The 21,801-nt window shown below is 72.9% G+C and carries 16 protein-coding genes; 1 reads left to right on the top strand and 15 read right to left on the bottom strand.

Going from position 1 to position 21,801, the window contains the following annotated elements; translation table 11 throughout:
- Nucleotides 1-196: 196 nt before the first annotated feature.
- The 14 genes from RMN57_RS26255 to nrdR all read right to left on the bottom strand — a co-directional run bounded on the left by RMN57_RS26255 (nt 197) and on the right by nrdR (nt 18,279).
- The gene (locus RMN57_RS26255) at nt 197-3,343 is read right to left on the bottom strand and encodes an Ig-like domain-containing protein (protein ID WP_313765762.1); all 3,147 of its coding nucleotides are present in this window, start codon (nt 3,341-3,343) and stop codon (nt 197-199) included.
- A gap of 98 nt (nt 3,344-3,441) precedes the next feature.
- A complete protein-coding gene (locus RMN57_RS26250) occupies nt 3,442-4,377 on the bottom strand; it encodes a carbohydrate ABC transporter permease (RefSeq protein ID WP_313765761.1) in 936 nt (311 codons plus the stop codon).
- Nucleotides 4,374-5,513: a sugar ABC transporter permease gene (locus RMN57_RS26245; protein WP_313765760.1), complete on the bottom strand. Its 1,140-nt coding sequence runs from the start codon at nt 5,511-5,513 to the stop codon at nt 4,374-4,376. Before RMN57_RS26245 ends, RMN57_RS26250 begins: the two co-directional genes overlap by 4 nt.
- Before the next feature lie 187 nt (nt 5,514-5,700).
- Complete coding sequence (locus RMN57_RS26240; protein ID WP_313765759.1) at nt 5,701-7,089, bottom strand: ABC transporter substrate-binding protein; 1,389 nt, start codon at nt 7,087-7,089, stop codon at nt 5,701-5,703.
- Between the two features lie 325 nt (nt 7,090-7,414).
- Complete coding sequence (locus RMN57_RS26235) at nt 7,415-8,620, bottom strand: cytochrome P450 (protein ID WP_313765758.1); 1,206 nt, start codon at nt 8,618-8,620, stop codon at nt 7,415-7,417.
- Between the two features lie 156 nt (nt 8,621-8,776).
- Nucleotides 8,777-10,021 carry a cytochrome P450 gene (locus RMN57_RS26230; protein WP_313765757.1) on the bottom strand — a complete coding sequence of 415 codons (1,245 nt, stop codon included), beginning with the start codon at nt 10,019-10,021 and terminating at the stop codon, nt 8,777-8,779.
- Nucleotides 10,018-10,797 carry an ATP/GTP-binding protein gene (locus RMN57_RS26225; protein ID WP_313765756.1) on the bottom strand — a complete coding sequence of 260 codons (780 nt, stop codon included), beginning with the start codon at nt 10,795-10,797 and terminating at the stop codon, nt 10,018-10,020. Before RMN57_RS26225 ends, RMN57_RS26230 begins: the two co-directional genes overlap by 4 nt.
- Nucleotides 10,778-11,146, bottom strand: coding sequence for a DUF742 domain-containing protein (locus RMN57_RS26220; protein ID WP_313765755.1), 369 nt, complete (start codon nt 11,144-11,146; stop codon nt 10,778-10,780). Before RMN57_RS26220 ends, RMN57_RS26225 begins: the two co-directional genes overlap by 20 nt.
- A complete protein-coding gene (locus RMN57_RS26215) occupies nt 11,143-11,613 on the bottom strand; it encodes a roadblock/LC7 domain-containing protein (RefSeq protein ID WP_313765754.1) in 471 nt (156 codons plus the stop codon). Before RMN57_RS26215 ends, RMN57_RS26220 begins: the two co-directional genes overlap by 4 nt.
- A gap of 10 nt (nt 11,614-11,623) precedes the next feature.
- Nucleotides 11,624-13,432 carry an ATP-binding protein gene (locus RMN57_RS26210; protein ID WP_313765753.1) on the bottom strand — a complete coding sequence of 603 codons (1,809 nt, stop codon included), beginning with the start codon at nt 13,430-13,432 and terminating at the stop codon, nt 11,624-11,626.
- A 224-nt stretch (nt 13,433-13,656) separates the two neighbouring features.
- Nucleotides 13,657-14,223, bottom strand: a complete 567-nt coding sequence (locus RMN57_RS26205; RefSeq protein WP_313765752.1) for a Clp protease N-terminal domain-containing protein — start codon at nt 14,221-14,223, stop codon at nt 13,657-13,659.
- Nucleotides 14,224-14,226: 3 nt separating this feature from the next.
- Nucleotides 14,227-14,472 (bottom strand): RNA polymerase subunit sigma-70, encoded by a 246-nt coding sequence (locus RMN57_RS26200; protein WP_313765751.1) that lies wholly within the window; start codon nt 14,470-14,472, stop codon nt 14,227-14,229.
- A 179-nt stretch (nt 14,473-14,651) separates the two neighbouring features.
- Nucleotides 14,652-17,540 carry a vitamin B12-dependent ribonucleotide reductase gene (locus RMN57_RS26195; protein ID WP_313765750.1) on the bottom strand — a complete coding sequence of 963 codons (2,889 nt, stop codon included), beginning with the start codon at nt 17,538-17,540 and terminating at the stop codon, nt 14,652-14,654.
- 241 nt (nt 17,541-17,781) lie between these two features.
- Nucleotides 17,782-18,279: a transcriptional regulator NrdR gene (gene nrdR / locus RMN57_RS26190; protein WP_313765749.1), complete on the bottom strand. Its 498-nt coding sequence runs from the start codon at nt 18,277-18,279 to the stop codon at nt 17,782-17,784.
- Between the two features lie 562 nt (nt 18,280-18,841).
- On the opposite strand from nrdR, the gene lexA reads away from it, so the two are divergent.
- On the top strand, nt 18,842-19,504 hold the full coding sequence (gene lexA / locus RMN57_RS26185; protein ID WP_224281048.1) for a transcriptional repressor LexA: 663 nt from the start codon (nt 18,842-18,844) through the stop codon (nt 19,502-19,504).
- Nucleotides 19,505-19,666: 162 nt separating this feature from the next.
- Here lexA and RMN57_RS26180 read toward each other — a convergent pair whose 3' ends face one another.
- Nucleotides 19,667-21,790 carry an ATP-dependent DNA helicase gene (locus RMN57_RS26180; RefSeq protein WP_313765748.1) on the bottom strand — a complete coding sequence of 708 codons (2,124 nt, stop codon included), beginning with the start codon at nt 21,788-21,790 and terminating at the stop codon, nt 19,667-19,669.
- Between the last annotated feature and the right edge of the window lie 11 nt (nt 21,791-21,801).

Raw genomic sequence — 21,801 nt, 5'->3', positions numbered from 1 at the left:
GGGTTCCCCCTCGGATGTTGGTGGGCATGCGGAAGCCGCCCTGGGGGCAGTCCGCTGCAGGCGCCTCGGGCACCGCGACTGCAGCAGACTGTAGACCATTCTGAACAAGTTCAAAAACACCGGGGCGCCCCCGTCACACGGCTGTGACAGAGGCGCCCCGCGCCACCCGCCCCGGTTCTGAGGGCAGGTCAGCAGCTCAGTAGGAGCCGTAGAGCGAGTAGAGCAGCGTGTCCTTCACCGCCGGCCCGAAGGCCGTCGGCCAGGTGCCGAAGGGCACCACCGCGTTGCTGTAGGCGCCGGAGCCGGCCGGGCCGGTGGAGTAGTTCATGTTGTTGACCGTGGCGCCGGTGCCGTTGCTGTTGTAGACGAACCAGTACGCGGTGTTGGCGCTCAGCGTGGTGGTGACCGGCAGCGAGTTCCAGGCGTTGGGGGTGAGCGTGCCGACCGCCGTGGTCGTCACCAGGGTGCCGGGCGAGCCACCCGCGTCAGTGTAGACGGCCAGCTGGTACTGGTTGTTGGGCGCCGCGCTGACCGGGCCGACGTGCACGCTCAGCGCCGTGAGCGGCACCGGGCCCGACCCCGTGGTGACCCGGCTGCCGTTGAGGTGGTGGGAGTCGGTGTCGTCGATCAGCGACCCCACCGCCGTGTTGCCGAGCGTCCGGGGCGCCGCTCCCCCGGTGGTGAAGGAGAGCGTGAACGGGCTCGCCAGTGCGTTGCCCGAGGTGTCCCGCACGCCCTGCACGGTCGCGGTGTGCCCGGTGGTCAGGGCCAGCGGGGAGCCGGGCGTGAAGACCACGCCGTTGGCTGCCGTGTCGTACGCCACCGTCCCCGCGACGGCGGCGCCGCCCGCGGTGCGCAGGGTGACGGAGGAGGCGGTGACGCTCGCCGGGTCCAGCGGCTCGCCGAACGAGAAGCGCACCGCCGTGCCGGGGGCCACCCCGGTGGCGCCGGCGGCCGGGGTGGTGCCGGTGACGGTCGGCGCGGTGGTGTCCCGGCCGTAGGACGCGGTGTACGCGCCCACCGCGCCGTCGAAGAAGGCGTACGACACCCCCTTCACCGTCTCGATCCGGTACGGCACCGCGCGGCCGCCCGAGCTGATGCCGGTCAGCGTGCCGGAGGCGGCGGAGACCGGCACCATCGCGCGGAGCCCGTTGGCCCCGCCGGTGATCTCGAAGGTCAGCGAACTCCCGCTCCAGGCCAGCTTGGAGAAGGCCGAGCCGTTGCGCCCGTCCAACCAGGTGAGCATCTGCCGCCCGGAGACCACCGGGACGCCGCGCGCCTTGGCCGCGGCGACGACCGCGTCGGAGGCGGCGGAGGCGGCGTAGTCGGTGTGGAGGTTGGCGGTCAGCGCCGCGTAGTAGCCCTTGGCGCCGTAGGCGGCGTCGAGCAGCGTGGTGATGGTGCCGGGGTAGGACTGGCCGGACTCGTCGGTCAGCTGGGTGGTGGCCTGGTACTCGTCGATCACGCTGCCGTCGGTGTCGGCGAAGCGCATGATCTGGGCGGTGCCGTTGAAGTAGCCGGGCCGGTCCTTGGTGAAGGTGGACGGGTAGAAGTAGTAGTCGGTGTCCAGCCGGATCCCGTTGGCCAGCTTGGTCTTCGCCTGGGTCGCCCAGTCGTCCCACTCCACGCAGTGCGTGCGGCTGCTCGAAGGGGCGGGCAGCGCCGGGTACTTGGCCCGCCAGTTCGCCAGCTGGTCGCGGTAGTAGCCCTGGAGGGCGGCGGTGGTGCCCCACGGGCGGCAGTTGGTGGTGACGTGCACGCCCACCTCGAAGCCCTGGTCGGTGTAGGCCTTGGCCTGCGCCGGGGTCAGCGGGTCGTCGGTGTAGATGTACGAGGAGCCGCGCACGCACTCCCAGTCGGCCACGTTGCAGCCGGGCGGGCTCTGCGCGATGTAACCGTCCCAGCGGCCGGCGGTGCCGCCGATGCCGTGGTCGTCACCGGTCATCACGACGACCGCCTTGACGTCCCGGGGGAAGTACCAGAACCGCGGCAGCGGCTTGTTGGCGGCGTCGACGAGCGTGATCAGGTTGGCCAGCAGCCGCTGCTGCTCGTCGGCGATCGGGATCAGCGCCTTGTCGAGGTTGTTCCAGTCGGGCTGGCCGCCGGTGCCGAAGAACATCTCGCTCGCCTCGTAGCCGTCGGTGCCGTCCCGCTGCTGGCCGGCCCAGGCGGCGTTGCCCTGCCGGGTCTGCACCACCGACTTCGCCAGGTCGTAGCTGAACGCGGCGGCCCGGCCGCCGCCCGCCGTGCGCAGGGTGACGGCCGGGTTGGCGGTGGCCGTGCCGGCGTCGCTGTAGAGGGTGGCGACGGCGGTGGCGCCGCTGAGCGTGTAGAGGTCGGCGGCGCCGTGGTAGCCCATGGTGTCGCCGGTGATCCCGGTGCCGGGGGCGGCTGAGGTGTCCACCTTGAGGTAGGCGTCGGAGCGGGTGCCGCCGGCCGGGGTGAGGCCGAACAGCGGGGCGAGCTGGCGGTCCGGCCGCATCGCCACCAGGCGGCCACCGCCGTTGGTCCAGGTGGTGAACACGGTGGCCTGCGCGGCGGTGAGCGGCGTCTCCCCGAGCAGCACCACGTCGTAGGAGGCGAGCAGCGAGCTCGTCACCGCCGAGAGGTCCACCGTGCGGTAGTAGTTGAGGCCCTCCGCCTTCAGGATCTCGCCGAGGTAGCGGGTGTACGGGTTGGCCTGGCTGGTGACCAGCAGGATCGGCCCCTCGCCGCCCGGGCCGGAGCCCGGCGGCGGGGGCGGCGGGGTCTCGTCCGCGGTGTACGTGGCGTAGATCGAGAAGCTGAGGCCGCTGGAGGTGGCCGCGCCGAAGTCGGCGGGCCAACTACCGAACGCCCGGCCGCCGTTGCCGTACACGCTGGTGCCGCCGGGGCTGTACCGCAGGTTGTTGACGGCGGCGTTCCCGCCGTTGCTGTTGTAGGCCAGCCAGTACGCGGTGTTCGCGCTCAGCGCGGCCGTCAGCGGCACCGTGTTCCAGCTGTCGGCGGTGAGCGCCGCGGAGGCGCTGGAGGCGAGCAGGGCGCCCGGGCTGCCCGCGTTGTCCCGGTAGACCGCCACCTGGAACTGATTGTTCGGCGCCGTGTCCACCGCGCCCACGTACACGCTGACGCTGCTGACCGTGCCGCCCGCCGCGCCGGTGACGTACCGGGACGCGTTCAGGTAGTTGGAGTCGGCGGTGTCGGTGGACGGACCGACCGCCGTGTTGCCCAGGGTGGCCGTGGCGGCGGCCGCCGTCACGGCCCCGGGACCGGCGGTCAGCGCCGCCGCCGTGCCGAGGGCCGCCAGCAGCCCCCCGATTCTCCTCCGCCACCGGCTGCCCGAGCGTACGCCTGCACCTGCCATGACCGCCCCCTATGCGCTTCGGCAACTGCCTTTAACGGTGTACCGGTTGCGCGTCGGCCCTGTCCACGGAACCGCCACAATCCCCCCGCCGGGCCGGACTACCCCTTGACGGATCCGGCCAGCAGGCCGCGGACGAAGTACCGCTGCAGGCCGAAGAAGACCGCCAGCGGGACGAGGATCGAGAGGAACGCCCCCGCCGTCAGCAGCTCCCAGCGCCCGCCGAAGGAGCCGGAGAGCTGCGCCAGCCGGACCGTCATCGGCGCCACCTCGGGGGTGCCGCCGGCGAAGGTGAGCGCCACCAGCAGGTCGTTCCAGACCCAGAGGAACTGGAAGATGGCGAACGAGGCCAGCGCCGGGGCGCAGAGCGGCAGCACGATCGACCGGAAGATCTTGAAGTGCGAGGCGCCGTCCACCACCGCCGCCTCCATCAGGTCGCGCGGCAGCTGGGCGATGAAGTTGTGCAGCAGGAAGATCGCCAACGGCAGCGCGAACATGGTGTGCGCCAGCCAGACCGGCGCGTAGGTGCCCTTGAGGTCCACCGCCGGGATCAGCGTCAGCGGGCCCAGGTGGGCACCGCCGGAGAACAGCCGCAGCAACGGGATCAGCGCCATCTGGATCGGCACCACCTGCAGGGCGAAGACCACGAAGAAGACCGTGTCGCTGCCCCGGAACCGCACCCAGGCCAGCCCGTACGCGGCCATCGCCGCCAGCACCAGCGGGAAGAGGGTGGCCGGGACGCTGATCGCCAGCGAGTTCACCAGGAAGGGCATCAGCCCGGTGGAGACGCCGGAGCCGCCCTCGAACAGCACCGTGTGGTAGTTGGAGAGGCCGAGGTCCGGGTGGAGGAGGACGTTCCACCACCCGTCGGCCGTCACGTCCTGCTTGGGGCGCAGCGAGGTGGCCAGCAGGCCGAGGGTGGGGACGGTCCACAGGACGGTCACCGCGATCACGAAGGCCGAGGCGAGCGGGCTGCTGAAGGTCTTCCGGACCGGCCCGCGCCCGGTCCGGACACCCGTCGGGCGGTGCACGCTCATCGGACCCCGCGCTCCTTCCGCAGCTGGACGATGTTGTAGGCGACCAGGGGCAGCACCCCGAGGAAGAGGATCACCGCGAGCGCGCTGCCCCGCCCGGTGTTGAACTGCACGAAGGACTGCGAGTACATCTCGTTGGCCAGCACCTGGGTGCCGAAGTTGCCGCCGGTCATGGTGCGGACGATGTCGAAGGCCTTGAGGGTGGTGATCATGACGGTGGTGAGCACCACCACCACCGTGGTGCGGATCATCGGCACGGTGACGTACCAGAAGAGCCGCACCCCGCCCGCGCCGTCCAGCCGGGCCGCCTCGGTGACCTCGTCCGGGATCGCCTTGATCGCCGCCGAGAGGACGACCATCGCGAAGCCGGTCTGCACCCAGACCATCACCGCCATCAGCAGGAAGGTGTTGAGCGGTTGGGAGAGCATCCAGTTCGGCGGGTGCTCCCAGCCCAGGGAGATCGCCACCTGGCTGAGCAGGCCGATCTGCTGTTGGGAGGCGTCCCGGGACTCGTAGACGAACTTGAAGATGATCGAGGCGCCGACCAGCGAGATCGCCATCGGCATGAAGATCAGCGACTTGTAGACCGCCTGGCCGCGCATCCGGTCCACCAGCAGCGCCAGCACCAGGCCGAGCCCGGTCGCGGCCAGCGGGGCGACGACCAGCCAGAGCAGGGTGGTGACCAGGACCTTCTGCACCGAGTCGGTGGTGAACGCCCAGCCGAAGTTCTCGCCGCCGACGAAGCCGGTGCCGTCGTCGTTCTGCAGGCTCAGGTAGACGGTGCGCACCAGCGGCACGACCAGGCCGACCATGAGCAGCACCACCGCCGGGCCGAGGAAGACCGCGACGGACAGCGGGCGGGCGAGCCGCCCGGAGGCGCGGCCGGCGACCAGGAAGACCAGCAGCAGGATGCCGAGGAACCCGGCGACGGCGCCGACGGTGTTGCCGAACTTCACGGCCGCGTCGCCCCAGGCCCCGGCGGCCAGGGCGGTGCCGCCGAAGCCCGGGGCGCTGCCGGCGAGCGCGGTGGCGCCGCCCGGGGGCGTGGCGCCGCCGAAGGGGACGACGTCACCGAAGGGGGCCGGAGGGCCGAGCGCGGCGGTGCCGGCCGCGGCGAGTGCGGTGCCGGATAAGGACATGGCGGTGCGTCCTCCCGTCCGGGGGAAGGGGGCGGGCGGTGCGGGTGGGTGGTCCCGCACCGCCCTCGGCAGGTGGTCCCTTGGCGAACCTCGCGGGCCCGGCGAAGCTCGCGGGCCCGGCGAAGCTCGTGACCGCGGCGAACCCGTGACCGCGGCGAACTCGCGGGCCTGGCGACCCGCGCCGCCGCTACTGCGGCCAGGCGGCGTCGATGTCCGCGGCCGTCTTCTGGATCGACTGGCCCTCGGCGAACCAGGCCGTCAGCGACTTCCACTCCTGCCCGGCACCGATCGCGGCGGGCATCAGGTCCGAGCCGTCGAAGCGGAAGGTCGCCGCCGGGTCGGTGAGCGCGTCGGCGGAGAGCCGGTCGATCGGGTCGGTGTAGAGGCTCTTGTCGACGCCCTGGTTGGCCGAGACCCAGCCGGTGGCGGTCTTCACCCGGCTGCTCGCCCACTCCGGGCTGGACAGGTAGTTCTGCACCGCCTGCACCTCGGGCCGGCCCGCGAACGCCGTCAGGAACTCGCCGCCGCCCTCGACGGGGTTGGGCACGCCCGGGTTCACCGCCGGCAGGTGGAAGGCGAAGACGTCGCCGTCCGGGCCGACCTTGGTGTCCTTCGGCCACTGCGCCTTGTAGAAGGACGCCTGCTGGAGCATGAAGCACTTGCCGGTGAGGATCGGCGCGCCCGCGTCCTGGAAGGTCGTGGTGGCGATCGACTTCACGTCACCGTAGCCGCCGTTGACCCAGGCGGGGTTCTGCATCCAGCCCGCGACCGTCTTCATCGCCGTGGTGATCTTCTCGTCCGAGAACTTCACCCGGTGGCTCACCCACTGGTCGTACACCTCGCCGCCGTACGAGCCCAGCACCACCTCCTCCAGCCAGTCGGTGGCCGGCCAGCCGGTGGCCGTCCCGGAGGCGATGCCGCCGCACCACGGCCTGCCGCCGCCCGCCTTGGCGATCCGGTCGCTGAGCTCCATCAGGGCGGACCAGCTCTTCGGGACTTCGTAGCCGGCCTGCTTGAACGCCTTCGGCGAGTACCAGACCAGCGACTTCATGTTGGCGCTCATCGGCGCCGCGTAGAAGGTGCCGTTCACCGAGCCGTAGGTCTTCCAGACCGGGCTCCACCTGTCCTGGTTGGCCACCGTCTGTGCGGGCGGCTTCACCACCTTGCCGCTCTTGACCATCTGCGCCAGCAGACCGGGCTGCGGGATGATCGCGAAGTCCGGGGCGTTGCCGCCGGCGACGCGGACCGGCAGCTGGGACTCGAAGTCGTTGGAGCCCTCGTAGCTGATCCTGATGCCGGTACACGAGCTGAACTCGGACCAGGACTTCTCCAGGTTGTCCGACTCGGGGCTGAGGATCGAGGCGAAGACGGTCACCGTGGTGCCCGAATGCCCCGCGTACGGCTGGAACCTGGCGCAGTCGCCGGTCAGGGCCGCGCCCCCGCCGTCACCGCCGCCCGAGCCGCCGGAGTCCGAACTGTTGGAACAGGCCGCGGTCAGCGCCAGTGCCGCCAGCAGGGCGGGCACGGCTGCCGACCGGCGGGAACGGGTGGACGGCGCGGTCGGGGTGGGGGTCAATGCGGTCCTCCTCGCCAGGGCGCGAAACGCCGGCAGTACGACGGAACGACATTGCGCTGTACCGGAGATCGACATGAACGCGGCGGCGGGCCGGTTTGACGACGTTAACGCAGCCGGCACCCCGCGCCAAGGTCCGCGTTCGACCTTCATCGGCACGTGCCACAGTCGTGACCCCGTTCGCAGGCGTGGAACGCCGCCGGCCCCGTCCGGGAGCGGACGGGGCCGGCGGGGCGCAGGCGCGGGCGCAGGCGCGGGCCTGGGGACGGGTCCGGGTACGGGGTCCGGCGTGGCCGCGCCGCCGGCACGGCCGGGGCGGCGCGGCCGGTCAGTACAGCCGGACCGGCAGCTCCCGCAGCGAGTTGACCACCAGCGACGGGCTCGGCCGCAGCTCCTCGTCCGGCACCGCCAGCTGCAGCTCCGGGAACCGCTCGAACAGCGCCGGCAGCGCGATCCCCGCCTCCAGCCGGGCCAGCGGCGACCCGGGGCAGACGTGCGGGCCGTGGCCGAACGACAGGTGCCGGATCGGGTCCCGGGTGATGTCGAACAGTTCGGCCGTCACGCCGTGCTGCGCCGGGTCCCGCCCGATCGCGTTGTAGGAGATCAGCACCGGCTCGCCCGCGGGGATGACCGTCCCGCCGACCGCGACGTCCTCGGTGGTGAACCGGAACAGGAAGTTGCTGGTCGGCGGCGTCCAGCGGAGCGACTCCTCGACCACCGCGTCCCAGCCGACCTTCCCCGAACGGACCAGCTCCAACTGGTCCGGGTGGGACAGCAACGCGCGGACGGCGTTGCCGATCAGGTTGACCGTGGTCTCGTGACCCGCCGCGATGATCACCCGCAGGGTGGCCGCCGCCTCCGCGTCGCTCAGCGCCCCGCCCTCGGTGTCCGCCGCCAGCAGCACGCTCGCCAGATCGTCACCCGGCACCGAACGGCGCTGCGCCACCAGGTCGTTGACGAAGGCGTTCAGCCCGGCGATGGTCGCCTGGATGCCCTCCGGGTTCGGGCGGATCCCGAAGAACCTCTCGTAGAGGTCGCGCAGGTGGCCGTGGTCGGACTCCGGCACCCCCAGCAGCGAGCAGATCACCGTCATCGGCAGCGGGAAGGCGAAGACCGACTTGAGGTCCACCACCCGGTCCCCCGCCGCCAGCGCGTCCAGCAGACCGCGGGTGATCTCCTCGACGCGCGGACGCATCAGCTCCACCCGGCGCGGTGTGAACGCCTGCGCCACCAGGGCCCGCAGCCGGCGGTGCTCGGCGCCGTCGGTGGTCACCATGCTCGGGCCGGGTACCGCCAGGCCGATCAGCGGCCAGGTCTTCGGCACCTCGCCGCGCTGGAAGGCAACCCAGTGCGCGGCGTCCTTCACCAGCCGGGCGTCCGTCAGCAGGTCGCGGGCGGCCGCGTGCTGCGTCACCGCCCAGGCGGCGACGCCACCGGGCAGCTCCACCGCCACCGCCGGGCCGGCGGCGCGCAGCAGCGCACCCTCGGCGGCGTTGTCGCGGGCCAGCGGGTCGAGGGCTATCGGCGCGCTCATCGGCACAACTCTCCTTCGGTTCCTCGTTCTTGAACAGTCATGCACGGACGCGGACGGGCATCGGCGCCGAGGCGGGCGATGGCACCGGACTCGGCGGGGCGCCGAGGCGGGGCAGCGGCGCCGGACCGGGCCCAAGGTGGGCGGCCCCGGACCGGGTCAGCCCTGGTAGCCCGGCGTGAACGACACCGGCAGCGCCACCAGCCCCCGCACCCACGCCGACGGCCGCCACACCAGCGCGTGCTCGGCCACCGCCAGCCGCAGGTCCGGCAGCCGGTCCAGCAGCACCTCGATCGCGGTGGTGGCGATCACCTCGGCCGCCTCCTGCGCCGGGAACGGGCAGCCGTGCTCGCCGTACGAGTAGCTCATGTGCGCCCGGTTGCCCTCGGCCGGACGCCCGTCCGGCTGGCGCACCGACGGGTCCGCGTTGGCCCCCGCGAAGCCCAGCAGCACCATGTCGCCGGCCGCGATCCGCTGACCGGCCAGCTGGGTGTCCCGGGTCGCCCACCGGCCGGCGAAGATCTGCGTCGGGGTGTCCTCCCAGAGCGCCTCGTTCAGCGCCTGGCTGATGCTGCGCCGGCCGCCGGAGAGCGAGGCGGCGAACCGCTCGTCGGTGAGCATCAGCCGCATCGCGTTCGAGATCCAGTACGAGGTGGGCTGGTGGCCGGCGATCAGCAGCACCCGCAGGTCGCGCATGACCTCGTCGTGGTCCAGGCCCGCCGGGTGCGCCAGCATCCGCGAGGCGATGTCCTCGGTCGGGTGCTCGGCCTTCTCCCGCACCACGTCGAGCATCACGCCCAGCAGCCGCTGCGCGCCGGCGGGCGCGTCCGGCCCGCCGTCCAGCATCGCCAGCAGACCGTCGATCAGGACCGGCGCCTGCTCCTCGCTCGGCCCGAGCAGCCGGCAGAGCACCAGCAGCGGCATCCGGTGCGCGTACTCGGCCACCAGGTCGGCCTCGCCGCGCCCGGCGAAGCCGTCGATCAGCCGGTCGGCGATCTCCTCGGCGTGCTTGCGCAGCTCGTACGGGTCGATGTCGGAAAGCGCGTCGGTGACCGCGCGGGAGCGGCGGACGTGCTCCTCGCCCTCGGCGTAGAGGATCGACGGCACCGGGGTCATCATCGGCCGCAGCGGCCAGTCCTCGGGGATCGACTCCCAGGCGTTCCAGCGGGTGGAGTCACGGCCGAACAGCTGCGGCTGGCCGGTCACCAGCTGCAGCTCGCGGTAGCCGATCACCAGCCAGGCCGGCACGCCGCCGGCCAGCTCGACCGGGGCGACCGGGCCGTGGGCGGCCCGCAGCTCGCGGTAGAGCTGGGCCGGGTCGGTCTGGAAGCGCGGCCCGTACAGCGGGGTGGCGCCGGCGTGCGCCGGGCAGCCCGGCGGCGGGGTGGCGGCGGGCTCGGTCACGGCGTGCTCTCCTCGTACGGGGACGGGTCGGTGGTGCCTTCGACGGTGAGCAGGGCGGCCGGGGCTCCGGCCGGAGCGGTGGCCCCGGCCTGCGCGGTGGCCCCGGCCTGCGCGGCCCTCCCGGACTCCGGGGGCGTCCCGGACTCCGGGGGCGCCCCGGCCTGTCCGGCGGCCTCGACCCGGGCGGCCAGGTGGCGGACCAGCTCGATCAGCACCTGCTTGCTCGACCCGCGGTCCCGCGCGTCGCAGTCCACCAGAGGCACCTCGGCCGGCAGGTCGAGCGCCTCCCGGACCTGCTCCAGGGTGTGGGTCGGCTCGCCGAAGTTGTTCCGGGCGACGATGAACGGCGTGCCGTGGTGCTCCAGCCGGTCGATGGCGTACCAGGACTCCTCCAGCCGCCGGGTGTCGACCAGGACGACCGCGCCGAGCGCTCCGCTGAACAGCCGGTCCCAGAGGAACCAGAACCGCTCCTGCCCCGGCGCGCCGAACAGGTAGAGCACCTGGCGCTCCGAGAGCGTGATCCGGCCGAAGTCGAACGCGACCGTGGTGGAGCGCTTGCCCCAGGCGCCCGAGGGGTCGTCGATCCCCTCGCCCGCCTTGGTCATGGTCTCCTCGGTGTTCAGCGGACGGATCTCGCTGACCGCGCCGACCAGGGTGGTCTTCCCCACGCCGAAGCCGCCGACCACGACGATCTTCAGCGCGTTGTCGGCGGTACCGCGCAGCGGGGTGCGCCCGGCCGGGCGGGTGTCCGGCAGCTCAGAGCCGTTGGAGTCCATGCAGCACCTGCTTCAGCGTGTCGAGGTCGGGCAGCCGGGCCTTGTTGGGCGCGAACCGGGGGTGGCGGGCGGTGACCGCCCCGCTCTCCAGCAGGTCGCCGAGCAGGATCTTCACCACCGAGACCGGCAGCGCCAGTTCGGCGGCGACCTCCACGACGGCGGTCGGGGCCTCGCACATCTGCAGGATGCGGACGTGCTCCGACTGCATGCCCGAGGCCGGCTCCCGCTCCGAGACGATCAGGGTGACCAGGTCGAAGGCGTTCTCCGGGGACCGGCTGCGGCCGCGGGTGATGGTGTAGAGGCGGTCCGGGTCGTCGTCACGGCCCGGCATGACCGGCCGGCCGGTCATGCCCGCGCGTCCTCGCGGCCCGCCGTGCCACCGTCCCCGCCGAGCCGCCCGCCGTCGCCGTCGGCCACGGCGTCCCGGGCCGGGGCGCTCAGGTGGACGCCGATCTGCTCGATCAGCCCGTGCATGTTGTGGCCGACCACGCCGACGTCCGCGTCGTCGTCGGTGACCACGGCGAGGTGCGCACCCTCGCCGGCCGCCACGATGCAGAGGATGCCGCCGTGGAACTCGGTCATCGACTGCCGCACGCCGCCGCTGCCGTCGCCGAACTCGATCGAGGCGCCGTGCGCGAGGCTCTGCATCCCGGAGGCGATCGCGGCCAGCTGGTCGGCCTGGTCGGCGCCGAGGCCGGAGGTGTGGCAGAGCTTCAGGCCGTCGGCGGAGAGCACCAGGGCGTGCCGGGTGCCGGGGGTGGCCGCCAGGAGGTTTTCCAACAGCCAGTCGAGGTCACGATCGGTGGCGCTGCTCATCGGGAGTCCTTCACTCGGTGACGGGGGAGGCGTCGGGGGTGGTGGGGGGTGTGGTGGCGAGGGAGGCATCGGTGGTGGCTGCGGCCGGGACGGCGGCGGGGGCAGCCGGGGTGGCGGCGGGCGCGGGCTCCGGCGTGGCGGCCGGCTCGGGCGCCGGGGTGGCGGCCTCGGCCGGCGGCGCGGCCCCGGCCGGGGTGGCACCGGTCCTGGCCTGCTGGGCGGCCCGGCGGAACGCGCCGAACCGGGCCGCGGCGGTCGCGCTGTCGCTGCGCGCGGGCTTGGCGGCGGGGGCCGCGGCCGGGGTGGTGGCGGCCAGCGTCTGACCGCGGCGGCGCTGCGGCAGGCCGCTGTCGGTGACCCGGACGGGCGCCGGGGCGGCGGGTGCGGCCGGGGCGACGGGGGCGGCCGGGGCCACCGGGGCGGCCGACGGCGCCGGGCGCGCGGGGGCCAGGGCCGGAGCGGGGGCGGGGCCGAGCGCCGGGCGCGCGGGGGCCTGGACGGCAGCGCGGGCCGGCACGGGCGCCGGGGCGAGCTCCGGCGCGGTGTGCGTCACCAGCTGCTGCGGGATCAGCATCACCACCCCGGTGCCACCGCGTGCCGACGGCCGGAAGGAGACCTGCAGCCCGTGCTTGCGGGCCAGCGAGCCGACCACCGCGAGGCCGAGCCGCGTCCCCGCGGTGAGCGTGGTGAGGTCCAGCGGCTCGGCGGAGACGGCCCGTTCGGCCCGGCGCAGCCAGCTCTCGCTCAGCCCCAGGCCGCTGTCCTCGACGCTGATCGCCAGTCCGGCCGGCACCTCCTCGACGTAGACGTGCACCTCGGCCGGCGGGGCGGAGAAGTTGGTGGCGTTGTCCAGGAGCTCGGCGAGCGCGTGCATGACGCCCTCGGCGGCGAACCCGGCCACCGCGGCCGTACTGGCGTTGTGCAGCCGGACGCGCTGGTACGCACCGATCCGGCCGAGCGCGCCGCGCAGCACCGACTCCACGGCGATCGGCTTGGCCCAGCGGCGGCCGGAGCGGGCGCCGGTGAGCACGGCGATGCTGTCGGCCATCCGGCCGGCCTGCGCGGTGGAGTGGTCCAGCCGCAGCAGGTCGCCCAGCACCTCCTCGTCGTGCCGGTGCTGCATCTCGCGCAGCTCCGCGTGCATGCTCGTGGCCAGCGCCTGGACCCGCCCGGCGGCCGTCGCGCAGACCGCGAGGGCCGCGGCCCGCAGCCGCTCGCCCCGGCCGATCTCCTCGGCGACGGCGCGCAGCAGCGCGTACTGCGGGTGCTTGCGGTGCGCGGCGAGCGCACTGTCGACGGACGCGCCGTCACGCAGCCGCTTCACCACCTCGGGCAGGACGTCCTCGGCCAGTCGGTCGAGCTGGGCGCGCTCGGCCCGCTCGGTCTCGGCCTCGGCCCGCGCCCCGACGAGCTCGGCCCGGGCGGCCGCGGCGTCCTCCTCGGCGCGGGCCGCCTCGGCCCGGGCGGCGTCGCGCTCGGCCTCCGCGGCGGAGGCCCGTGCCTTCGCGGCCGCCTCCGCCTGCCTCGCGGCGCCGGCCACGACCAGCGCGGTCATCGCCTCCTCCTCGCCCACGCCGAGCTGACCGTCCAGCCGGCGGGCGCGCTCGGTGGCGGCGGCGGCCGTCCAGACCGCGATGAGCCAGAGCGCGGTGACGGCGCAGACCGCGACGGCGGTCAGCGGCTGGTGGGCGTCGGCCGCCCGGACGACCGCCACCGGTCCGGCGATCGCCGCCAGCAGACAGGCCGCCGCCGTCAGGGCCGCGGTCCGCGGGGCGATCCGTCGCCACGACGGGGCGGCGGGGCTGGTGCGTTCTCTCATCGGTGCGGTCCTCGGCAACAGCGGCGTCCGGACGGACGCCGACAGCGGGGGCGGGCGAACGCGCCACCGCCCGGCGACGTGGTGAAACGTCTCCGGGCGGGCTGATCGGTTCACACTTTCGGCCGATCATATCCATTCAGCTGTTCGCCTCAACTGGAGAGTTGACGCTCAGTCTCGTTCAGACACGCTCCGCACACACGACCGCCGCCACTCCCCCACGGGGTTCAGCCGGTCTTCGCCTCGATCGCCCGCCGCAGCGCCGCGAAGTCCAGCCCGTGGTCGGCGATGACCTTCGCGCCGAGGCCCTCGCCCTCCCGGATCACCCCGAGCAGCAGGTGGCCGACCCCGATGTGACCCGACTTCAGCCGCAGCGACTCCCGCAGCGAGAGCTCCACCACCTTCCTCGCCCGGGCGGTGAACGGCGCCCGCCGGCCCTTGGCGTCGGAGCGGAACCAGCCCCGTCGCCGCGGCTCCGCCTCCTCGACAGGGGCATCCAGTGCCCCCGCACCGAACACGGACTCCACCGCGTCCCGGACCGCGTCCAGGTCCACGCCGATCGAGGCCAGCGCCTGCGCGTCGCCGCCCTCCCCCAGCAACCGCCGCACGGCCTGCCTGGCGGTCGCGTGGTCCAGCCCGGCCTCGACCAGCACCGCGGCCGCCGGGTCCTCCGGCCGGGCGAGGACCGCCAGCAGCAGGTGCTCGGTCCCGATGTGCTCGTGCCCGAGCCCCGCCGCCTCCTCCTGCGCCTGCACCACCGCACGCCGCGCACCCTCGGTGAACCGCTCGAACATCGCTCAGCCTCCGTCCTTGTCCCCACCGGCTCCCCCGGCCCCGCGCCGGGCGTACTTCTTGTGCACGGCCTGCCTGCTCACGCCGAGGCAGACCGCGATGTCCTGCCAGGACCACCCCTGGCTCCGGGCGTTCCCGACCTGCAGCCCCTCCAGCCGGTCCGCCAGATCCCGCAGCGCCCGGACCGCACGCAGCCCGACCGCCGGATCCCGACTGCTCGCGGCAGCCGCGAGCTCACCGTTCTCGCTCATACTGTCAACATAGGTTGACACCCGGGGAGCGTCAACCCCGGTTGACACGGAACGCGCGAAAGAGGCGGGGCGAGGACACCCGGTCCTCGCCCCGCCTCGAGCCCGCCTCCCCGTCTCCGGGAGGACGCGCGGGGGCACCGGGTCAGGTCCCGGTGCCCCCGCGGGCGGTGTCAGGTCGGTCAGCTGCAGCCGCTGGTGGAGCCGCAGCCCTCGCAGAGGTAGCAGCTGCCGGCGCGGCGCATCTTGGTGCCGCAGGAGAAGCAGAGCGGCGCGTCGGCGTTGAGGCCGAGCTGGATCTCCAGCAGCTCCGTGGAGTTGTGGGCCCGCGCCGGGGCGGCCTTGGGGGCCTCGACCGCCGGGGCCGCCGGAGCGGCCGGCTTGGCCACCGGGGCGGACTGGGCCAGGGTCTCGGTGTCGAGCTCCTCGGCCTCCAGCGGCTCGTAGGAGCCGGTCTCCAGGTGGCGCTGGCGCTCCTCGACGGAGTGGATGCCGAGCGCCGAGCGGGTCTCGAACGGCAGGAAGTCCAGCGCCAGGCGGCGGAAGATGTAGTCGACGATCGACTGCGCCATCCGCACGTCCGGGTCGTCGGTCAGACCGGCCGGCTCGAAGCGCATGTTGGTGAACTTCGAGACGTAGGTCTCCAGCGGCACGCCGTACTGGAGGCCGACCGAGACGGCGATCGAGAAGGCGTCCATCATGCCCGCGAGGGTCGAGCCCTGCTTGGACATCTTCAGGAAGACCTCGCCGAGGCCGTCGTCCGGGTAGGAGTTGGCCGTCATGTAGCCCTCGGCGCCACCGACCGTGAAGGAGGTGGTGATGCCCGGGCGGCCCTTGGGCAGGCGCTTGCGGACCGGGCGGTACTCGACGACCTTCTCGACCGCGGCCGGGGCGGCCTCGGTCTTGGCCTCGTCGGCCGCGGGGGTCTTGGTCTTCGCCGAGAGCGGCTGGCCGACCTTGCAGTTGTCGCGGTAGATGGCGAGCGCCTTGACCCCGAGCTTCCACGCCTCGAAGTAGATCTCCTCGACCTCTTCGACGGTGGCGCTCTCCGGCATGTTCACCGTCTTCGAGATGGCGCCCGAGATCCACGGCTGGATCGCCGACATCATCCGCACGTGGCCCATCGGGGAGATGGAGCGCTCGCCCATCGCGCAGTCGAAGACCTCGTAGTGCTCGGCCTTCAGACCGGGCGCGTCGACCACGTTGCCGTGCTCGGCGATGTGGGCGACGACCGCCTCGATCTGCTCGCCCTGGTAACCGAGGCGCTTGAGGGCCCGCGGGACGGTGCCGTTGACGATCTGCATCGAGCCGCCGCCGACGAGCTTCTTGAACTTGACCAGGGCCAGGTCGGGCTCGACGCCGGTGGTGTCGCAGTCCATCATCAGGCCGATGGTGCCGGTCGGGGCGAGCACCGAGGCCTGGGCGTTGCGGAAGCCGTTCTCCGCACCGATGCGGAGCACGTCCTGCCAGGTGCCGTTCGCCGCGGCCCAGACCGGGGCGTCCAGCTCGTCGACCGAGACGGCGGCGGCCGAGGCGTCCGCGTGCTGCTTCATGACCCGCTGGTGAGGGGCGGCGTTGCGGGCGTAGCCGTCGTACGCGCCGACCACGCCGGCCAGCTCGGCGCCGCGGCGGTAGGCGGTGCCGGTCATCAGCGAGGTGATGGCGCCGGCCAGGGCGCGGCCGCCCTCGCTGTCGTACGCGTGGCCGGTGGCCATCAGCAGGGCGCCGAGGTTGGCGTAGCCGATGCCCAGCTGGCGGAAGGCGCGGGTGGTCTCGCCGATCTTCTCGGTCGGGAAGTCGGCGAAGCAGATGGAGATGTCCATCGCGGTGATGACCAGCTCGACGACCTTGGCGAAGGTGGCGGCGTCGAACGAGTCGTCGTCGCGCAGGAACTTCATCAGGTTCAGCGAGGCGAGGTTGCAGCTGGAGTTGTCCAGGTGCATGTACTCGGAGCAGGGGTTGGACGCGTTGATGCGGCCGGACTCCGGGCAGGTGTGCCAGTGGTTGATGGTGGAGTCGTACTGGATGCCGGGGTCGGCGCAGGCCCAGGCGGCCTCGGCCATCTTGCGGAAGAGCTTCTTCGCGTCGACGGTCTCGATGACCTCGCCGGTCATCCGGGCGCGCAGGCCGAATTCGGTGCCGTTCTCGACGGCGGTCATGAATTCGTCGTTGACGCGGACCGAGTTGTTGGCGTTCTGGTACTGGACGGAGGTGATGTCGTCCCCGCCGAGGTCCATGTCGAAGCCCGCGTCACGCAGGGCGCGGATCTTCTCCTCCTCCTTCACCTTGGTCTCGATGAAGGCCTCGACGTCCGGGTGGTCGACGTCCAGGACGACCATCTTGGCCGCGCGGCGGGTGGCGCCGCCGGACTTGATGGTGCCGGCGGAGGCGTCGGCGCCGCGCATGAAGGAGACCGGGCCGGAGGCGTTGCCGCCGGAGGAGAGCAGCTCCTTGGAGGAGCGGATCCGGGAGAGGTTGAGGCCGGCGCCGGAGCCGCCCTTGAAGATCATGCCCTCTTCCTTGTACCAGTCGAGGATCGACTCCATGGAGTCGTCGACGGCCAGGATGAAGCAGGCGCTGACCTGCTGGGGCTGCTTGGTGCCGACGTTGAACCAGACCGGCGAGTTGAAGCTGAACACCTGGTGGAGGAGGGTGTGGGTCAGCTCGTGCTCGAAGATCTCGGCGTCGTCCGGGGTGGCGAAGTAGCCGTTCTTCTCACCGGCGGCGCGGTAGGTGAGCACCACGCGGTCGATGATCTGCTTGAGGCTCCACTCGCGCTGCGGGGTGCCGACGGCGCCGCGGAAGTACTTGGACGTGACGATGTTGACCGCGTTCACCGACCAGAAGTCCGGGAACTCGACGCCGCGCTGCTCGAAGTTGATCGACCCGTCGCGCCAGTTGGTCATCACGACGTCGCGCCGCTCCCAGCGGACCTCGTCGTACGGGTGGACGCCAGGGGTGGTGTAGATGCGCTCGATCCGCAGACCGCCCTTGGGGGCCTTGCCGCCGCCCTTGGCCGTGGTCTTGTCGGACTTCGACCCGCGTGCGGAACCGCTCGTGGTGTCTGTCACTTCTCGCTCCTCCTCCTGGGCAAACGCCCAAAGTGCCCCGAAAAAGTCCGGGCACCGCTGGTTCGCTCTTCCGGTGTGCGGACAGGCGACGACCTGCCTGGTTCCGCACGGTTTGTGGTGTTCCGTGCACCGTTTCCGGGCACGCGTCGGCCCCGGGAGGGGGCCGGTGTGGCACCGACCCCCGGGAGGGGGGCCGGTGTGGTGATCGACCCCGGGGGGCCTTGTGTGCTTCGCCGGGCCGCTAGGGCGCGGCGGCGGGGACGGGCACGGAGGTGCCGTCCGCCGCGGGGGCGGGCCGTTCGCGGCGGAGTTCCGCGATGGCGGCCTCGAAGTCTTCCAGTCCGTCGTACGCCTGGTACACGCTGGCGAACCGCAGGAAGGCGACCACGTCGAGTTCCTTCAGCGGTCCGAGTATGGCCAGCCCGACGTCGTGGGTGGTGAGCTCGGCGTTGCCGGTGGCCCGCACGCACTCCTCGACCCGCTGGCCGAGCTGGGCGAGGGCGTCCTCGGTGACCGGGCGGCCCTGGCAGGCCTTGCGGACTCCGGAGATGACCTTCTCCCGGGAGAACGGCTCGGTGACGCCACTGCGCTTGATGACCATCAGCGCGGCCGTCTCCACCGTGGTGAAGCGGCGGCCGCAGTCCGGGCACTGCCGACGACGGCGGATACAGCTGCCGTCCTCGGTGGTCCGGCTGTCGACGACGCGGCTGTCGGAGTGCCGGCAGAAGGGGCAGTGCACCTGAGGATCCCTCCCTGGCGGAACGTGCGGACTTGTCGAGTCTATGCGATGCCGACCCGTCCTCGGCAAGCTGATCATGCGACGTGACCACTAGTACTGGGCACGATGAGGACTGTAGCCACTACATGTAGGTCTTCGGGGGAAGTGACACCCCTGGCGTGTCGGCGCGGATTAGACTGCCGGAGTCGATCCTGGATCGAACATTTAATCGATGTACAACAAAGCCTTGATCGAGTCAGCCAACTCCCGAATAATTCACTCGAACGTGTGTTTGGCGCAACCTTTCGATAGGAGGTGCCGTTGGGCTGGAAAAGGGAGAGGACAGCCGTCGAGAGGGGCCGCCGTGAACACCATCGAAACCAACACCATCCCGGTGCAGGAACACTCCCAGCTCAAGGTGGGTCAGCGCACCACGAACCAGCAGAGTGTGGACGTCAGCATGGACCGTAGCGAACAGCACCGACTCTCCGGCCCGGCCATTCCTCACACGAGCCGCGTTCCCGACCAGCCCATCGAGCACGCCCCCGCGCTCGACGACACCCATCCGGTGCCGACGCGTTCGATGCCCGGGCGCCCCCCCGGTATCCGCACCGACGAGGCCGGGCTGACCGAGCGCCAGCGCCGGGTGATCGAGGTCATCCGGGACTCCGTCCAGCGCCGCGGCTACCCGCCGTCCATGCGCGAGATCGGCCAGGCCGTCGGCCTGTCCAGCACCTCCTCGGTCGCCCACCAGCTGATGGCCCTGGAGCGCAAGGGCTTCCTCCGGCGCGACCCGCACCGCCCGCGCGCCTACGAGGTCCGCGGCGTCGAGGTCGCCCGGCCCAACACCGCCGAGACGGCCGGCCGCCCGTCCACCTCGTACGTGCCGCTGGTCGGCCGGATCGCCGCCGGCGGGCCGATCCTGGCCGAGCAGACGGTGGAGGACGTCTTCCCGCTGCCGCGCCAACTGGTCGGCGAGGGCGAGCTGTTCGCGCTCACCGTGCGCGGCGACTCGATGATCGAGGCGGCCATCTGCGACGGCGACTGGGTCACCGTCCGGCGCCAGCCGGTCGCCGAGAACGGCGACATCGTGGCCGCGATGATCGACGGCGAGGCCACCGTGAAGCGTCTCAAGCGCGAGGACGGCCGGATCTGGCTGATGCCGCACAACCCGGCGTACGAGCCGATCAACGGCGACAACGCGACCATCCTGGGCAAGGTCGTCGCGGTCCTGCGCCGCCTCTGAGCGGCCGGCCGGGGCGCACACCGGGAAGGGGCTCCACCGCGCACTGCGCGGGGAGCCCCTCCGGCGTTTCACGGGCCGGTCGGCGGCCCCTCCTCCGGAAGCCCGCCGACCGCCGGTCCTGGCCGCGCCCGGCCGGGCGCGGCCAGGACCGACGCCTCGCCCTCAGCCCCGCCGGACCACCGGCCGCACCGGCGGCGCCGAGGCGTCGATCGCCGCCAGCGAGCGCCGCACCTGGTTGCGGTCGGTGGTGTACCAGAACTCCGGCATCGACGAGCGGAAGAAGCCCCCGTACCGCTTGGTCTCCACCCGCGGGTCCAGCACCGCGACCACGCCGCGGTCGTCCGACGCACGGACCAGCCGGCCCGCACCCTGCGCCATCAGCAGCGCTGCGTGCGTCGCGGCGACGGCCATGAAGCCGTTCCCGCCGCGCTGCTCGACGTCCTTCTGCCGGGCGCTCATCAGCGGGTCGTCCGGGCGCGGGAACGGGACCCGGTCCATCACCACCAGCTGGCAGGCCGAGCCGGGCACGTCCACGCCCTGCCAGAGCGAGAGCGTGCCGAACAGGCAGGTGGTCGCGTCCGAGGCGAACTCCCGGATCAGCTCGCCCAGGGTGTCCTCCCCCTGGAGCAGGATCCGGTTGTCCAGCCGCTCGCGCATCGCCTCCGCGGCCGCCTGGGCGCCGCGCATGGAGGAGAACAGGCCGAGCGTGCGGCCGCCGGCCGCACCGATCAGCTCCGCCAGCTCGTCCAGCATGTCGGGGCGCTCCGGGTCGCGGCCCGGGTCGGCCAGGTGCTTGGCGACGTAGAGGATGCCCTGCTTCGGGTACTTGAACGGCGAGCCGACGTCGATGCCCCGCCAGAACGGCACCGGGTCGTCCCCGAAGCCACCGGTCTCCGGCTCGTCGCCCGGGGTTCGCACGTCCGGCAGCCGGGCGTCGGAGGGCAGCCCGACCGAGGCGGCCACGCCGTTGAAGTCCCCGCCGAGCTTGAGGGTGGCCGAGGTGAGCACCACCGAGCGCTCCTTGTAGAGGCCCTCCCGCAGCAGTCCGGAGACGCTCAGCGGGGCGACCCGCAGCGAGGCGGTGCCCAGACCGAACCGGTCGCTGCGCTCGATCCAGACCACGTCGTACTCGGAGTCGGCCAGCAGCCGCTCGGCCGTCTCGTGCAGCGTCTCGGCGGCGGCCATCGCCTGCTTGCGCACCGCGTCCTCGTCGCTGAGCCCCTTGTCCCTGGTCTCGCCCAGCGAGGTGATCACCTGGCGGCTGGCGTCCCGGATCGCGGTGACGGCGTACGCCAGGTACTCGGGCAGCTCCTCCACCCGGCCGGGCTGGGCGGTCTCCATCAGGCCGTGGTAGTTCTCGGCGGCGGCCTGCAGGGCGTCCACGGCCTTCTCGTTGGCCAGCCGGGCGGCCCGCTTGACCGCACGGTTGACCGCGCCGACGGTCAGCTCGGCGGTGGCCGCACCGGTGACGCGGTTGACCAGCTCGTGCGCCTCGTCGACGATCAGCAGCCCGTGCTCGGGCAGCACCGGCGCGCCCTCGATGGCGTCGATCGCCAGCATCGCGTGGTTGGTGACCACGACGTCGGCCAGCTTGGCCCGCTCGCGCGCCTTCTCCGCGAAGCACTCCTGCCCGTACGCGCAGCGGGTCGCGCCCAGGCACTCCTTGGAGGTGACCGACAGCTGGGCCCAGGCCTTGTCGGAGACGCCCGGGGTCATGTCGTCCCGGTCGCCGGTCTCGGTCTCGTCGGCCCACTCGCGCAGCCGCAGCACCTCCTGGCCGAGCTTGCCGGCGGGCCCGCCCATCGCCTCGACCGGGTCGAACAGGCCCTCGCCCTCGTCGCTCGGGGTGCCCTCGTTGGCCCGGTGCAGGCAGAGGTAGTTGGAGCGGCCCTTGAGCATCGCGAAGAGCGGGCGGCGGCGCAGCACCGGGTGCAGGGCCTCCACCGTGCGCGGCAGGTCCCGCTCGACCAGCTGGCGCTGGAGCGCCAGGGTGGCGGTGGCGACCACCACGCGGTCCCCGTGCGCGAGGGCGGGCACCAGGTAGGCCAGGGACTTGCCGGTGCCGGTGCCGGCCTGCACCAGCAGGTGCTCGCCGTGGTCGACGGCGTCGGCGACGGCCTCGGCCATCCGGGCCTGGCCGGGGCGCTCGACGCCGCCGACGGCCGCCACGGCGGCGTGCAGCAGCTCGGGGAGCTGGGCCCGCGGGACGGCGTCGTGGGCGGCCGAATCGTCGGCGGCGTCCTCGGCGGCGTCGGCGGGGAGCTGGGATTCGGAGTCGTTCGTCATGACCCTCCCAC

Origin of the sequence: Kitasatospora sp. CM 4170 (genome assembly GCF_032110285.1) — a bacterium.
Lineage (GTDB): Bacteria > Actinomycetota > Actinomycetes > Streptomycetales > Streptomycetaceae > Kitasatospora > Kitasatospora aburaviensis.
This window is presented reverse-complemented; position numbering and strand designations above follow the sequence as displayed.

Coding starts and splice junctions, on each gene's coding strand:
- RMN57_RS26255 (WP_313765762.1), bottom strand. CDS start 3,343: ATGGCAGGTGCAGGCGTACGCTCGGGCAGCCGGTGGCGGAGGAGAATC.
- RMN57_RS26250 (WP_313765761.1), bottom strand. CDS start 4,377: ATGAGCGTGCACCGCCCGACGGGTGTCCGGACCGGGCGCGGGCCGGTC.
- RMN57_RS26245 (WP_313765760.1), bottom strand. CDS start 5,513: ATGTCCTTATCCGGCACCGCACTCGCCGCGGCCGGCACCGCCGCGCTC.
- RMN57_RS26235 (WP_313765758.1), bottom strand. CDS start 8,620: ATGAGCGCGCCGATAGCCCTCGACCCGCTGGCCCGCGACAACGCCGCC.
- RMN57_RS26225 (WP_313765756.1), bottom strand. CDS start 10,797: ATGGACTCCAACGGCTCTGAGCTGCCGGACACCCGCCCGGCCGGGCGC.
- RMN57_RS26220 (WP_313765755.1), bottom strand. CDS start 11,146: ATGACCGGCCGGCCGGTCATGCCGGGCCGTGACGACGACCCGGACCGC.
- RMN57_RS26215 (WP_313765754.1), bottom strand. CDS start 11,613: ATGAGCAGCGCCACCGATCGTGACCTCGACTGGCTGTTGGAAAACCTC.
- RMN57_RS26210 (WP_313765753.1), bottom strand. CDS start 13,432: ATGAGAGAACGCACCAGCCCCGCCGCCCCGTCGTGGCGACGGATCGCC.
- RMN57_RS26205 (WP_313765752.1), bottom strand. CDS start 14,223: ATGTTCGAGCGGTTCACCGAGGGTGCGCGGCGTGCGGTGGTGCAGGCG.
- RMN57_RS26200 (WP_313765751.1), bottom strand. CDS start 14,472: ATGAGCGAGAACGGTGAGCTCGCGGCTGCCGCGAGCAGTCGGGATCCG.
- lexA (WP_224281048.1), top strand. CDS start 18,842: ATGCCCGGGCGCCCCCCCGGTATCCGCACCGACGAGGCCGGGCTGACC.
- RMN57_RS26180 (WP_313765748.1), bottom strand. CDS start 21,790: ATGACGAACGACTCCGAATCCCAGCTCCCCGCCGACGCCGCCGAGGAC.